The organism is Olleya sediminilitoris, assembly GCF_016785945.1.
Taxonomy (GTDB): domain Bacteria; phylum Bacteroidota; class Bacteroidia; order Flavobacteriales; family Flavobacteriaceae; genus Olleya; species Olleya sediminilitoris.
Genome location: NZ_JAEMEF010000009.1, coordinates 95180 through 109931 on the forward strand (window position 1 = coordinate 95180; position 14752 = coordinate 109931).

The 14752-nt window shown below is 30.6% G+C and carries 18 protein-coding genes; 15 read left to right on the top strand and 3 right to left on the bottom strand.

Annotated features, from left to right (window positions below; translation table 11 throughout):
• Positions 1 to 41: 41 nt before the first annotated feature.
• The 5 genes from JAO71_RS10985 (at position 42) to JAO71_RS11005 (ending at position 2451) form a co-directional block, all read left to right on the top strand.
• Positions 42 to 947, top strand: coding sequence for a mechanosensitive ion channel family protein (locus JAO71_RS10985; RefSeq protein ID WP_116822708.1), 906 nt, complete (start codon positions 42 to 44; stop codon positions 945 to 947).
• 51 nt (positions 948 to 998) lie between these two features.
• Positions 999 to 1160, top strand: coding sequence for a DUF1328 domain-containing protein (locus JAO71_RS10990; protein WP_028289780.1), 162 nt, complete (start codon positions 999 to 1001; stop codon positions 1158 to 1160).
• A 96-nt stretch (positions 1161 to 1256) separates the two neighbouring features.
• The gene (locus JAO71_RS10995) at positions 1257 to 1466 is read left to right on the top strand and encodes a hypothetical protein (protein ID WP_116822709.1); all 210 of its coding nucleotides are present in this window, start codon (positions 1257 to 1259) and stop codon (positions 1464 to 1466) included.
• Between the two features lie 53 nt (positions 1467 to 1519).
• A complete protein-coding gene (locus JAO71_RS11000) occupies positions 1520 to 1660 on the top strand; it encodes a hypothetical protein (protein WP_162874823.1) in 141 nt (46 codons plus the stop codon).
• A 119-nt stretch (positions 1661 to 1779) separates the two neighbouring features.
• Complete coding sequence (locus tag JAO71_RS11005) at positions 1780 to 2451, top strand: DUF2461 domain-containing protein (protein ID WP_116822710.1); 672 nt, start codon at positions 1780 to 1782, stop codon at positions 2449 to 2451.
• A gap of 30 nt (positions 2452 to 2481) precedes the next feature.
• On the opposite strand, the gene JAO71_RS11010 is transcribed toward JAO71_RS11005, so the two are convergent.
• Positions 2482 to 2898: a glyoxalase gene (locus JAO71_RS11010; RefSeq protein WP_116822711.1), complete on the bottom strand. Its 417-nt coding sequence runs from the start codon at positions 2896 to 2898 to the stop codon at positions 2482 to 2484.
• Positions 2899 to 3016: 118 nt separating this feature from the next.
• On the opposite strand from JAO71_RS11010, the gene JAO71_RS11015 reads away from it, so the two are divergent.
• On the top strand, positions 3017 to 3406 hold the full coding sequence (locus JAO71_RS11015) for an acyl-CoA thioesterase (RefSeq protein ID WP_028289776.1): 390 nt from the start codon (positions 3017 to 3019) through the stop codon (positions 3404 to 3406).
• Positions 3407 to 3408: 2 nt separating this feature from the next.
• Here JAO71_RS11015 and JAO71_RS11020 read toward each other — a convergent pair whose 3' ends face one another.
• On the bottom strand, positions 3409 to 3684 hold the full coding sequence (locus JAO71_RS11020; RefSeq protein WP_028289775.1) for a DUF3817 domain-containing protein: 276 nt from the start codon (positions 3682 to 3684) through the stop codon (positions 3409 to 3411).
• 92 nt (positions 3685 to 3776) lie between these two features.
• Here JAO71_RS11020 and JAO71_RS11025 point away from each other — a divergent pair, with 92 nt between their 5' ends.
• Complete coding sequence (locus tag JAO71_RS11025) at positions 3777 to 4718, top strand: EamA family transporter (RefSeq protein WP_116822712.1); 942 nt, start codon at positions 3777 to 3779, stop codon at positions 4716 to 4718.
• Positions 4719 to 4903: 185 nt separating this feature from the next.
• The gene (locus JAO71_RS11030; protein WP_028289773.1) at positions 4904 to 5359 is read left to right on the top strand and encodes a cold-shock protein; all 456 of its coding nucleotides are present in this window, start codon (positions 4904 to 4906) and stop codon (positions 5357 to 5359) included.
• Between the two features lie 65 nt (positions 5360 to 5424).
• On the opposite strand, the gene JAO71_RS11035 is transcribed toward JAO71_RS11030, so the two are convergent.
• Entirely contained in the window at positions 5425 to 6156 is a 732-nt protein-coding gene (locus JAO71_RS11035; protein WP_203000817.1) for an NUDIX hydrolase, read from the bottom strand.
• A 261-nt stretch (positions 6157 to 6417) separates the two neighbouring features.
• Here JAO71_RS11035 and JAO71_RS11040 point away from each other — a divergent pair, with 261 nt between their 5' ends.
• From JAO71_RS11040 to JAO71_RS11070, 7 genes are all read left to right on the top strand, one after another.
• Positions 6418 to 7236 carry a hypothetical protein gene (locus JAO71_RS11040; RefSeq protein WP_236011259.1) on the top strand — a complete coding sequence of 273 codons (819 nt, stop codon included), beginning with the start codon at positions 6418 to 6420 and terminating at the stop codon, positions 7234 to 7236.
• A 55-nt stretch (positions 7237 to 7291) separates the two neighbouring features.
• Complete coding sequence (locus JAO71_RS11045; RefSeq protein ID WP_116822715.1) at positions 7292 to 8350, top strand: substrate-binding domain-containing protein; 1059 nt, start codon at positions 7292 to 7294, stop codon at positions 8348 to 8350.
• Positions 8351 to 8360: 10 nt separating this feature from the next.
• Positions 8361 to 9884: a sugar ABC transporter ATP-binding protein gene (locus tag JAO71_RS11050; RefSeq protein ID WP_203000819.1), complete on the top strand. Its 1524-nt coding sequence runs from the start codon at positions 8361 to 8363 to the stop codon at positions 9882 to 9884.
• A gap of 20 nt (positions 9885 to 9904) precedes the next feature.
• Entirely contained in the window at positions 9905 to 10873 is a 969-nt protein-coding gene (locus JAO71_RS11055) for an ABC transporter permease (protein ID WP_028289768.1), read from the top strand.
• A 14-nt stretch (positions 10874 to 10887) separates the two neighbouring features.
• Positions 10888 to 12372, top strand: coding sequence for a mannitol dehydrogenase family protein (locus tag JAO71_RS11060; RefSeq protein WP_203000821.1), 1485 nt, complete (start codon positions 10888 to 10890; stop codon positions 12370 to 12372).
• 12 nt (positions 12373 to 12384) lie between these two features.
• The gene (locus tag JAO71_RS11065) at positions 12385 to 13272 is read left to right on the top strand and encodes a carbohydrate kinase family protein (protein WP_203000823.1); all 888 of its coding nucleotides are present in this window, start codon (positions 12385 to 12387) and stop codon (positions 13270 to 13272) included.
• Positions 13273 to 13410: 138 nt separating this feature from the next.
• Complete coding sequence (locus tag JAO71_RS11070; RefSeq protein ID WP_203000825.1) at positions 13411 to 14751, top strand: DEAD/DEAH box helicase; 1341 nt, start codon at positions 13411 to 13413, stop codon at positions 14749 to 14751.
• The last annotated feature ends 1 nt before the right edge of the window (position 14752 follow it).

Here is a 14752-nt window from a genome sequence, read left to right on the forward strand (position 1 = left end):
TTTAAGTTTTACTTAAATATTAACTAATAATACCAATTACTATGAAAAATCAATTATCAGAAGCCTATAATTTGTTAGTAGGCAAATTAGAAGGATGGTTAAATGCCATAATATCTAACATACCAAATTTATTACTTGCAATTGTAGTCTTATTTGTCTCTTATTTTATTGCAAAATACGTTAATAAATACGTTACAAAATTAGTATCAAAACGTGTACATCAAAATTCTATAACTAACATGATTGGACGTTTGTCCTCTGTAGTTGTAGTGCTTGCAGGATTGTTTTTAGCTTTAGGGATTTTAAACTTAAGTAAAACATTAACCTCTTTATTAGCTGGTGCAGGTGTTGCAGGTTTGGCAATTGGTTTAGCCTTACAAGGGACTTTATCTAACACTTTTGCTGGTATTGTGCTATCCTTCAGAAAAAAGATTCAAATAGGACATTGGGTAGAAACCAATGGGTTTTCTGGAGAAGTTATAGATATTAACTTAAAAGATTTTACCATAAAGGAAGCTGATAATAACATGGTTGTTATACCAAATAAGATGATTTTAGAAAATCCATTAAAAAATTACACACTAACTACTAAAATGAGAGTTTTCTTGGAGTGTGGAGTAGGATATGAGTCAGATTTAGACCATGTAGAACAATTAACAAAACAAACTATTTGCAACACATTTGATCAAATAGATTCACCCGATGACGTAGAGTTTTACTTTACAGAATATGGTGGAAGCTCGATTAATTACTTATGTAGATTTTGGATTGATGCAGAAAATGCACTTGAAAAAATGCGATCTAAAAGTAAAGCTATAATCGAGATCAAAAAAGCTTATGACAAAGAAAATATAAACATACCTTTTCCTATTAGAACGCTTCAATTTGATAACAAATTATCTTTTGATGCACCTCAGGAAGTCGAGAATTCATTCTCAAATAACTAATAGTAAAGTACTTTTAGTTACTAATATTAATCATTTAAAACCAAAAAAATTATGTTACGTTGGACAATCACATTTATTATTATAGCACTAATCGCAGGAGTCTTAGGATTTGGCGGAATTGCAGGAGCATCTGCAGGAATTGCTAAAATTTTATTCTTCATTTTTATAGTACTGTTTGTACTATCATTAATTAAAGGAGCGGTAAAATCATAAATACAATTAAATAAAAAACTAATCAGTCATTATATATAGTTTAGAAGCAAAAATAAGTCGACTGATTAGCTTTTATTAACCCTTAAACCAAAAACAATGAAAAAGTTATTATATACTTTTCTAATTCTATTTTCACTGTCACTAGTGGTTACAGGATGTAGAGAAGAAAAATCAACTGAAGAAACAGTCGAAGAGGCTATTGATGATGTTGAAGATGGACTAGAAGATGCTTCAGACGAAGTTGAAGACGCTATGGACGATGTTGAAGACAACATTGATGACACTGGAGATGACATTGAAGATTAATACCTTCAATTAAAAAATCAACCAAAATATTAACCACACAAAAAATACAAACCATGAAAAAATTAGCATATACCTTTATTTTATTATTCTCTTTATCTGTAGTATTAACAGGTTGTAGAGAAGAAACAACAGGAGAAAAAGTAGAAGACGCTGTAGAAGATGTAGCAGATGACGTTGAAGATTCAGTAGATTAAATCACATTGCTGTGAAAAGAAAAAATAATTATCACATATAAATTATATGTTAGATTAACAGTAACAAAAGCCTCAGTTTATTTGAGGCTTTTGTATTTTTACAAATAAATAAACAGGTTATGAGCATTAAAACAGCTTTAAATTTTCTTAATAAATTAAAATCTAATAATAATCGTGATTGGTTTGCAGATCAAAAGACAGAATATGATAAAGCTTTAAAAGCAATTAAAATATTGTTTAATGAAGTGTACACTAATTTGCAATCCCACGACGAATTTGAAAAACTTAAAATATTCAGAATTTACAGAGATGTAAGATTTTCTAAAAATAAATTACCATACAAAAATAATTTTGGAGCAGCTTTCCATCGTGTCAAACCTAGATTACGAGGTGGATATTATATGCAGATAGAACCAAGTAATAATTTTATTGCTGTCGGATTTTGGAATCCAGAAAAAGACGATTTACTGCGTATTAGAAAAGAATTTGAAATGGACGATCAAGAGGTTAGAGATATTATTAATGAAAAGTCTTTACAACAGGTTTGGGGAAATTTACAAGGTGAAGAGTTAAAAACAGCTCCAAGAGATTTTGATAAAAATCATCCAGCTATTGATTTAATAAGAAAAAAACAATTCATTTTTACTAAGCAATATACTGATGCAGAGATTACTGCACCAGATTTTGCAAAACAAGTTAGTGATGATTTTAAAACCATCAGACCATTTTTTGATTATATGAGTGATGTTTTAACTACAGACTTAAATGGTGAATCTATAATTAAAGATTAAACAACATCAGTTATAGTGTATTTGTTCAGGCTAAACAGCCTTTAAAGTTTTTGGTTTTTCAAATAGTTGAATATTACTCTGTAAACGTTGTTTAACAATATTCATCATTCGCTTATTTAAAGCGGACGAGTTTAGTATATATTTTTGATATTCATCTATGGTAAATTGCCCAATAACCATTCCTTTTAAACTGTTTCTAAATTTGATGTCTTTGTGTATAGCGTTTTCAATGTAAGTCATTCGTTTTTCAATAGTTAACTGGTAAAATACATTTTTGTGTTTAGCGATGTAATTTCTAAAAACAGCTATAAACAAATCGTTTTGAAGCTTGATAATTGGACGTAATGTGGAGTTTTGGAAACGCTCATCATCACTCATATCTGGACTAATAGTAATACTTTTAATAATTGGTCTAATGGCTAATAGTTGTGTGTCTCTTGTAGTCATAATTATTAAGTTTTAATAAAAATATCGATAATAAAGACTAATAGTCGTATCAATAAATATAGTTTTTAACTGTGTTGTTAACAATTAAGATTATTTATCTTTGAGGTAAAGATTTAATATGAGATTTCACACAAGAAAATGGGTTAAACCCGAAGATTTAAATCCAAACGGAACACTGTTTGGAGGTCAGTTATTAGCATGGATTGATGAAGAAGCTGCTTTATACACCATCATACAACTAGAAAACAACAAAGTGGTTACAAAATATATGAGCGAAATTAACTTCATGGCTAAAGCTGTAGAAGGTGATATTGTCGAAATTGGTATGGAAGTACAAAAATTTGGACGTAGCTCCATCACTTTAAATTGTGAAGTACGAAACATGCGTACACGCGAAACTATTATTACTGTAGAAAATATTATTATGGTAAATTTAGACCAAGATGGTAATCCTAAACCACACGGAAAAACTAAAATAGAGTTTGTTAAAGACCGTCTAAATAATTAGTATTAAGATTTTAGATATTTCTTATCTACATAAAACGTCCCAAACGGTAGGATAGAAGCTAATAATACTATCCCAAATACTTTATTAGACCATTTTTGTTCTGGCTTAATTAAAAAAGCTAATGCAATATAGGCTACAAACAGTAATCCATGTGGCATACCAAGTAGTCTGACGTAATAGTCATCTCCTCCAGGTAACCGTTTGTATATAGCAGCAGCCATTAAAAATAGATATGATAAACCTTCTAATAAAGCTACAATTCTAAATGTATTTAGCATAATAATTATCTTTTTTGTAAAGATAATTTATAGTTTTCTTTTTTTAGGTTTTATCAAGTGATTTATCACTAAATTCGTTTAAAATTAACGTTATGGATAGTACAAGAAAATCTATACTAATTATACTGGCATTTTTCTCTATTTACTGTATTTGGGGATCAACATATTTACTTAATAAGGTTGTGGTGTCAGAGGTTTCACCATTATTTTTGGCATCCATCAGGTTTTTTTGCGCAGGGATTTTAATTTTTGGTATTGCTAAAATTTTAAAAATATCTCTTAAAGCAAGTACAATACAATTAAAAAATTCGGCTTTAGCTGGATTTTTATTTTTAGTGTATGGTAACGGTGTTTTTGTATGGGCTTTAAAATATGTAGATAGCGGTTTTGCAGCACTTATTGCAGCAACACAACCGTTATTCGTTATTTTTTTAATGCGTATTTTACAAGGCTCTAAAATTCAAACAAAATCTATTATTGGTGTTGTTTTGGGTGTTATAGGTATGTATTTATTGGTTAGTCAAGATACATTGCAATTAGACCAAAACGGTATCATTGGTATAGTCGTTATTTTTACTTGTGTTTTAAGCTGGAGTTATGGTAGCATTTTTGTGTCTAAAGCAGATTTGCCAAAAAACTTTTTTGTAGCTACTGGTTATCAAATGGTTTTTGCTAGTTTGTTTTTAGTCATTTTTAGCCTAACAGTTAAAGAAGTTTGGACGTCACCTTTAAAATGGAGTATAAATGCACAAGGCGCCATGCTGTTATTAATTGTTTTTGGTGGTATTGTTGCTTTTACAGCATTTAATTATTTATTAAAAGAAGTCTCTACAGAAAAGGTGTCTACTTCTGCTTATGTTAATCCAGTAATTGCTTTATTTTTGGGATGGTATGTTTTGGATGAGCAGATTACAAAGCAGTCTATTGTTGCAGCTGTTGTTTTATTAACAGGAGTATATTTTATAAATTCTAAGAAAAAAATCATTATTTTCTCTAGATTTAAACGTAAAAAGCTACAAAATTTAAAAAAATAGTCTAAATAGCTTAAAGACTTAACATACAATTAATTAAAAAGTTAGTATCTTTGTAACTCATAAAAGCAGGTAAACCATTTGTAACAGTCGCTTTCTACGACGTTAAAATTGTTAAGCAGAACATAGCTTTTTATTACTTTCTGCTTTTTATGAATTCATTTTAATACACACATTTAAAAACGCTAATGGCAAAATCGCAACAAACATTTAATAAAAGTGAAAAAGAAAAAAAACGCTTAAAGAAAAGAGAAGATAAGCGTAAGAAGATGGAAGCTCGTAAAGCCGAAAAAGAGGCTAATGGAGGTTCTGATGGTATCCAGTTTGCATATGTAGACTTTAATGGTAATTTGGTAGATACTCCACCAGATCCAGAGATGAGAGAAAAGATTGATGCAGAAGAAATTGTTTTAGGAGTTCCTAAAAAAGTTGAAGGAGAAGAAGAAGATCCAGTAAGAAAAGGTAAAGTATCATTTTTTGATACCTCTAAAGGTTTTGGATTTATTATTGACACAGAAAATAACGAAAAGTATTTTTGTCACGTCAGTGGTTTAATAGACCAAATTGCTGAAAATGACAAAGTATCTTTTGAACTTGAAAAAGGTATGAAAGGTATGAATGCTGTAAAAGTGAAAAAAATCTAATAATTAGCTAGATTTAGCACATATAAAAAACCCATTAAGAGTTAATCTTAATGGGTTTTTTATTTTTAAATAGTTATTAAATAGTTTTTCTGAAAAACTTTATCATAAATATCCTTACTAAACATATATAATTGCGCAGGTTTTTTGGATACACCTATTTGTTTTTCGTCTAAAGCAATAATATATTTTTTATTTATTAGTTTACGTCTAAAATTTCTGTTGTCAATTTCAATACCTAATATAGATTGGTATAAATCTTGAACTTCATTAATAGTAAATTTATCAGGTAAAAGCTCAAATATAATAGGCTCTGACAGACATTTTTCTTTTAAATCATCATATGCTTCCATGATAATTTTTTCATGATCAAATCCAACTTGCGGTAACTCATTCACCGGAAACCATTCGGCATCATTAGTGTTCTTGCTTAAATCTACATCTTCAGTTTTTAGTAAAAAATAATAGGCAACGGTAATGGTTCTTAAATTAAACTCTTCATTTTTAATCCAAATTAAATCTTTTTCATTTGACAAACGGTTTGGGTCTCCAAATACCTTAAATTGTTTTTTATACTGATCTGTTAACCCAGTCAATTCCTTCAAGACTCTAGTGGCTGTATCATCCAGTTTTTCATGCGTATATACATGATAACCAGTTAATACATAGTCATTAACTAAAATTTTTTGTTTATCTTTTAGGTAACGCTTTATCATTAAAACGTTTAAAGATTTAGTAGTTGTATCATATCCAAATACAACGCAATCTACCGATATGTTTAATATTTTTTCAGGCTTCATAATTATCTCAGCTTCAATAAATAACGAAAAATTAATCTAAAAAACTTGTATTAACTTTAATTAAACGTCAAATTCACATTAGCAATAATAACACTTTTTATTTGAATAATAGACACCATAAAGTCAATATAGCATACATAAATGTTAATTTAACATACTTTTTTTGCTATTTATTAGGTTTTGTAATTTTTTTTATAATACATTTGAAAAACAAACGTAATTATGACGTTTATAAATAAACTAACTAAAACTACTTTAATTATGAACCAAAAATCAAAAACAACTACAATCGTTTTATGTCTTTTAGCCTGTTTCACTTTAAATATAGTTTCTGCCCAAGAAGAAGAAAAGGAAGAGTATTCTCCGTTTAGTATTAGTGCACATCTAAAAAATATGCATACTTGGCACGGATTTGTAGTACATCCAGGAGCTATGATAGCGAGTAGTTTAGAATACAACTCTAAAAATAAAAAATTCACTTTTGGTTTTTGGGGAGGAGCAAGTTTCTCTACCGTAGATGTAGATAATATAGTTACTGGTGAAAACGAAAGTGCTTATTATAAAGAAGTTTCAATTTATACAAAATACCGTTTTTCAGATAAATTTTTTATTGAAGCTGTAACTCATAATAACTATACAGGAGTTGAAGAAAGAGGTGATAAGTTAAGTTACTGGAGTTACGACAAAACACAAGGTTACAACTTTGTAGATTTAAATTTTGGTTATAATGTAACACCAAACACATTATTATATTTTGCTACTATTATAAATGGTGGTTCTGGAGATTATGAAGTACAAGATAATGGAGATTTAGAAAACTCTTGGACACATTATTTTGAGGTTAGCAGCAAAGTATGGCAAAATAGTAACTCTAGCTTGTCTCTATTTGCAGGAGGAGCTTGGTCTTTTATTACAGATAAAACGTTTTATACTCAAGGTGCAGGAAACCTTATTAATGTTGGTGCTACATTTAATAAACAATTAGAGATTTATAAATATAAAGTACCTGTGGATGTGACTTTAATGTGGAATCCTGAACAAGAAAAAACAGTCATCCAATTAGACCTTACTTTATTTTAATAGCTAAATATAATCCCTTAACTTTCATTGTGTTAAAATCATAAACAAACTAATTATGAAAACTAAAACTACTATAGTTAATACTTTTAAATTGACATTGTCAATGGTTGTACTTGTATTATTGTGCTCTGGTTGTGCAGAGCAATTAAATGATGTAAACACATCTTCAAATTCTCATGAAGACATTGGAGATGTGTTTAAAAGCGAAATCGATTTAGTCGGTAAAAAAATAGGCTATTGTTCACCTTCACTAAATGCGCCTTACTATCAAGCATTATGGCAAAGCATAAAATCTACTACAGAAAAAAATGGAATGACATTTTTATCGGCTGATGGTCAAGATGATATTAATAAGCAAATTGCTGCTGTTGAAGATTTAATTACCAAAGGCGTGGATGCTTTATTATTAAACCCTAAAGATCCAGATGCCTTGGTTGGCGTCACTAAATTGGCAGAAGCTGCTGGTATACCTGTTTTTATTATTGATAGTTCTATTAGTCCTGAAGCAGAATTTGTAACCACTATACAATCTAATAACTTGGCTAATGGTGAATTAGCAGGAGAATGGTTAGCAAAAAAGTTTGGAAACAAACCTATGAATATTGCTTTATTAAGCGGAAATGCAGGAAACCCAGTGGGTCGTACACGTAAACAAGGTTTATTACAAGGGATTACCGAAGAACAATTACGTACGCTTGGTAAAATTAACTTAAATGTAAAAACACAAGCGTATACAGAATGGTCTTATGCAGGAGGACTGAAAGCTATGGAAGATATTTTAGTAGCACATCCAGATGTTAATGTAGTCATTACAGAATCGGATGTTTGTGTATTAGGTGCTATTAAAGCGATTGCACAAGCTGGTAAAACCGATGATATTTTAATTGTTGCTGGTGCAGATGGTCAAAAAGAAGCCATTAAATATATCATGGAAACCGATTTTTATGGTTGTACAGCAATGAATAGTCCTGTACAAATTGGTAAAAATGCAGTACAATATGCTGTAGAATATATGAATGGTAAAACCGATTTTGATAAAAAATCATACACAGCACCTTTATTAATTACCAAAGAGAATGCTGCTAAGTACTACAATCCAAACGCAATCTTTTAATTTATTAGACATGAAAAATTCAACAAACGAATATCGTCTAGAAATGTCAGGAATTTCCAAAAGTTTTGGAGTTGTTTCTGTACTTAAAGATGTGAATTTAAAAGTAAAGTCAGGAGAAATTCATGCATTATTAGGTGAAAATGGTGCTGGAAAATCTACTTTAATTAAAATATTAAGTGGTGTGCATCAAAAAGATGCTGGTAAAGTGGTTTTAAATGGAGAGGAAATTAAACCTAAAAACACACATGAAGGTCAGGTTTTAGGGATTAATGTAGTCTATCAAGAATTGTCTTTAGTGAATGATTTATCGGTTGCAGAAAATATTTATTTACACAAATTAGGTGCTAGTAAATCTTGGATGAACTGGAAAGGCTTAATTCAGGATGCACAAGAATTATTAGATTCTTTGGACTTTAAAATTGATGCTTCCGCAAAAGTAAAAGACTTAAGTATTGTACAAAAGCAAGTGGTTGAAATTGCTAAAGCTATTTCAGAAGACACTAAAATTTTGGTTTTAGATGAACCGACAACAGTTTTTGATCCTAAAGATGTAAAAAAATTATTTCAAATTCTTTTCAAATTAAAAGAACAAGGTATTTCCATTATATATATATCGCATCATTTAGACGAAATCTTCAAAATAGCAGATACAGTAACTGTACTTAGAGATGGTTTAGATACAGGAAGTATGCCTATTTCAGAAACAGATAAAGATGGCGTAATTCACTTAATGATTGGTCGTGAATTAAAAGATTTGTATCCAAAAAGAGAGAATAAAATTGGAGAGGTACCAATATTTCAAGTAAAAAATTTAACTGCCAAAGAAACTATAGTAAATGATGTTTCTTTTAATGTAAAACCAGGTGAAGTTCTTGGTATTGCTGGTTTAGGTGGAAGCGGAAGAACAGAAACTGCAAAATTAATTTTTGGTGCAGATAAAAAGAAATCTGGAACTTTAATTTTAGAAGGAAATGAAATAAAAACGAATTCTCCTGTAGATGCTGCTGGTTATCAAATTGGTTTTGTTTCCGAAGATAGAAAAGAGGAAGGTGTGTTTTTACCACTATCTATAAGAAGAAATATTAGTGTGACTAGTTTTAAATCTATTTCTAGTAAACTAGGTTTTATAAATGTAGAAAACGAATACAAAAAGGTATTAGGTTTAATTGAAAAATTAAACATCAAAACACCTAACTCTGAGGTTAATGTGAAAAATCTTAGTGGTGGAAATCAACAAAAAGTAGCTTTAGCGAAATGGTTAAGTATTGATAGTAAAGTCATTTTTATTGATGAACCAACTAGAGGAGTGGATGTAGGTGCAAAAATTGAAATCTATAACCTTATTAATGAGGTTGCTAAAAAAGGGGTTGGTGTTGTTGTAATATCTTCCGATATGCCAGAAATTATGGGCATTTCTGACCGTATTTTGGTAATGCATGAAGGTACTATTTATGGCGAATTGCAAAAAGAACAATTTTCAGAAGAAAACATTTTACGATACTCCATTGGAGAACCTTTAAAACAAAATAACTAAACTAATTAAACATTAACGTTATGGCTTTAACATTAAAACAACAACTTAGTACTCCAGGAGGCATACTAAAGTTCTTAGTCAAGTATAATACAATATTCATTTTTATATTATTAGTAATTTTTTCTGCACTAATTTCGGATGTGTTTTTTACATCTGTCAACCTTTCAAATTTATTAAAACAAGTATCTGGTATTGGTATTATTAGCATAGGTATGCTAATCGTAATACTTACAGGTGGTATTGATTTATCGGTTGGGTCTATGGTAGCATTATTAGCGGTTGCCTTTGCTATTTTGGTTAATATTTTTGCTTTACCATTGGCTATTTTAATGACTATAGTGATTGGCTTTGGTTTAGGAAGTGTTTCTGGTTACCTCGTTGCTTATCAAAAAATGGCACCTTTTGTGGCAACTTTAGCATTAATGACTATTGCTAGAGGTTTAAGTTTTATCTATTCTAAAGGGTCTCCTGTTACATTCACAACAGTTGGAGGACAATACATGTCTAACTTTGCAAACAACTCAACTTTGGGTATTCCTAATATTGCAATTGTATTTTTTATCATCGTTATCTGCACTATGGTTATGCTACGTTACAATGTTTTTGGACGATTAATAATCGCTATTGGTAGTAATGAAGAAGCGTCTCGTTTATCTGGTATTAAAGTCAATAAATATAAATTTTTAGTCTATGCCATTTCTGGTGCTTTAGCTGCAACTGCTGCTATTATTGTGGCTTCTAGAACCAACTTAGGATCTCCAAACATGGGAATGGCTTGGGAGCTAGACGCTATTGCTGCTGTAGTTATTGGTGGAGCAAGTTTAAACGGAGGAAAAGGAACTGCAATAAACACCTTAATGGGTGTGCTTATTTTAGGATTAATAGGAAACATTTTAAACTTATTAAATGTGCCTTCCTATCCACAACAAGTGGTTAAAGGCGCTATCATCATTTTCGCAGTATTATTACAAAGATTCGAAAGCAAATAAATATATATTCTGTAATGGAAAACTTAAAATTAAATACGAAAAACCTTTCTGCAATTGGAGAACGAATTGCAATACCAAAGTATAGTAGATCTGATATTAAAACAGGAATCGTACATGTTGGTATTGGCGGATTTCATAGAGCGCATGAAGCTTTTTATACCGATCAACTATTACAAGACGAAAGCGTAAAAGATTGGGGAATTTGTGGTGTAGCTTTATTAGATTTTGACACTAAAATATACAACACACTAAAGGAACAAGATGGTTTGTATACTTTAATTGTTAAAGAATTAGATGGCACACATACTAAACGTGTTATTGGTGCGATAACAGAATATCTGTTTGCTCCAGAAAATCCAACAAAGGTCATTGAGAAAATGGCGAGTCCAGAGGTTAAAATCATCACTTTAACCATTACGGAAGGTGGTTATAATTATAACGAAGCAACCAAAACATTCGATTTTACAAATCCGTTAATTATTCACGATTTAGAACACCCTAATGCACCAAAAACAATATTTGGTTACCTAACACAAGCTTTAAAATTAAGACAAGAACGTGGATTAAAAGGAATCACTATTCAGTCTTGTGATAATATTCAAGGTAATGGTTACATGACACAAAATATGCTATTAAGTTATGTGTCTAAAGCAGAACCAGCTTTAGTAGATTGGATTAACGAAAATGTTTCTTTTCCAAATGCAATGGTAGACAGAATTACACCTGTAACTGCAGCAGAAGATATTACACATCTTAAAGAAACGTCTGGTATCGATGATGCTTGGCCTGTAGTTTGCGAACCTTTTAAACAATGGGTTATTGAAGATGATTTTATTGCAGGACGACCAGCTTGGGAAAACGTAGGAGCACAGTTTGTTGAAGATGTTGTGCCTTATGAGAAAATGAAACTAAGTTTATTAAATGCTGGACATTCAGTATTAGGGATTTTAGGTGCATTAATGGGTTACAATACTATTGATGAAGCGGTTAATAATCCAAATATCAGAGCCTTTTTAAAGCATTATATGGATGAAGAAGTAACGCCAACTTTAGGGGATTTAGAAGGTGTTGATTTAGAAGCCTACAAGCAATCATTGTTAGAGCGCTTCGGAAACATCAATATTAAAGATCAAATTGATCGTATTTGTTCGGAAACTTCAGCAAAATATCCAATTTTTATTCTACCAACCATTCAATCACAATTAGAAAATAAAGGAGATATAGGATTGGCAGCATTTGTAACAGCAGCTTGGGCTATTTATAGTTTGGGTACTAATGAAAATGGAGACGCTTTAATCATAAAGGACGCTTTAAAACAAGAATTAGGTGAAAAAGCGAAAGAGGCAAAACATAATCCTATTGCATTTTTAGAATTGGGATCGGTTTTTGGAACTTTAAAACAGAATCCTGTCTTTACTAAAGCATTTGTAAATGCCTATGAAGATATCACAAATAAAAATATTGAAGATAATTTAAAAAGTATTAATAGTACTTATTAATAATAAAGTAGTATGAAAAATATAGTTTGTTTTGGAGAAGTATTATGGGATGTTTTTCCTACTCACAAAAAAATTGGAGGTGCACCTCTAAATTTTGCAATTAGATTAAAATCATTAAATAATAATGTCTCTATCATTAGTAGAATAGGTAAAGATAAATTAGGTAAAAAAGGAGTGTTTTTTATTGTAGACAAAGGGATTAATACCGAAAGCCTTCAGATTGATGACACACTTCAAACGGGAAAAGTAAAAGTAGCCTTAGATTTAGATGGTCAGGCAACTTATGATATACAATATCCTAGAGCTTGGGATAATATCCAGTTAACCGAAGCTTCTAAACAAGCTACTTTAGATGCAGATGCTTTTGTTTATGGTAGTTTAGCTGCAAGAGAAAGTACGACAAAGCATACCTTGTATGAGCTTTTAAAAATTGCAAAAAACAAGATATTTGATGTCAATTTAAGACCACCTTATTATGATATAGATATTGTTAAGGATTTAATGGATGAAGCTGATTTTATTAAATTTAATGATGACGAGATTGATATGGTTTGTGCTGATATGCAATTTGATAAACAATCCTTAGAAGATAAAATCAAATATATTGCAGAACAGACAAATACCAAGTCTATTTGTGTTACAAAAGGAGATAAAGGTGCTATTCTGTATTATTATGATGAGTTTTATTATAACGAAGGTTACCCAATTCAAGTCATAGACACAGTTGGAGCAGGAGACTCATTTTTAGCAACTTTAATCAATAAGTTATTAAATAATGATAATCCACAAGAAGCTATAGATTTTGCATGTGCAATTGGAGCTATTGTAGCAGGTAGTGAAGGTGCAAACCCAAAAATAACAGTAGAAGATATTACTAACTTTATTGAAAGTAATAGTTAGGTTTTGTAAATAGATTGATAGCAAATCCTTTAAAGCTTTATGGTAACTCATAAAGCTTTTTTATTTACTATACTTAAACTACTGTTGCTTTGTGTGTTCTTTTAAATTTACAAGCTATCTTTGTACAAAATTTAATATATGTCAAATTCGTTTTCTAGTTTAGGAATTAATAGTGTAATAAATAACACGTTATCTAATTTAAACATCACTGTTCCTACAGATATTCAATCTAAAGCAATTCCTGTAATCCTTAATTCTAAGGATGATATTGTCGCTATTGCAAAAACGGGTACTGGTAAAACCGCAGCATTTGGATTACCGCTATTACAACTTGTAAATCCAGAGAATACCAACATTCAAACAGTTATATTAGCTCCAACAAGAGAATTAGGACAACAGATTTTAAAAAATTTAGACAGTTTTAATTCTGAAGAGTTAGCAGTGTCAATTACAGGTGTTTTTGGTGGTATACCTATAAAACCTCAAATAGAAAGACTTAAACAGCAAACCCATATTGTAGTTGCTACTCCAGGTCGTTTAGCAGATGTTATAGATCGTAAAGCTATTGATGTCAGTCAAATTAATTATTTTGTTTTAGATGAAGCAGACGAAATGGTTAGCGCACATAAAGAAGGGCTTGAGGCTATTATTAAAGCCTTACCAAAATCAAGGCGTACGTTGTTATTTACTGCAACAATGCCAGGAACCATAAAACAATTGGTACAAAACAGCTTGGCTAAAACAGTAACTACAATTGAAGCGGATATGCAAACTGTAGGGCATCAAGGTATAGAGCATCAGTTTGTAGTTGTACAGCCTATTGAAAAACTAAATGTTTTAATGCATTTTTTAAACTCCAACGATGGGCAACGTGGTATCATTTTCTGTAAAACCAAAGCGGCAGTTAACAAATTAGCAAAAAACTTAGCAATTAATAAATTTTCATCAGGTGCTATTCACGGAAGTTTATCACAAGGAATTCGTGATCGTATTATGGGACAATTTCGTGAGGGTCACATTAATATTTTAGTAGCAACAGATTTAGCTGCTCGTGGTATAGATGTTAAAGATTTAGCTTTTGTTGTAAATTATCATTTACCAGATACTTATGAAGCTTATGTCCACAGAAGTGGTCGTACAGCTAGAGCAGGAGCAAAGGGGTTAGCGTTAAGTGTAATTCAAGAAGATGAAGTACAAGATATTCCAGAATTTGAAGATGAGTTAGGGATCACGTTTAAGCAATATCAAAAAGCAGATGCTAAAAGCATCGAGCAAAATAACGGATTATTATGGGCAAGAAAGATCTTTAAAACAAAACCTAATCGTGATATTCCTGAAGATTTTAAAGCAAAAGTCAAAACTATATTTCATCATTTAACAAAAGAAGAATTAGTAGATAAAATCTTGGCTAATTATATAGCAGAAAGCAATACTATTGTAGAAAAGCAAACCACTAAAAAGGTAAAAAAGAAACAATAAT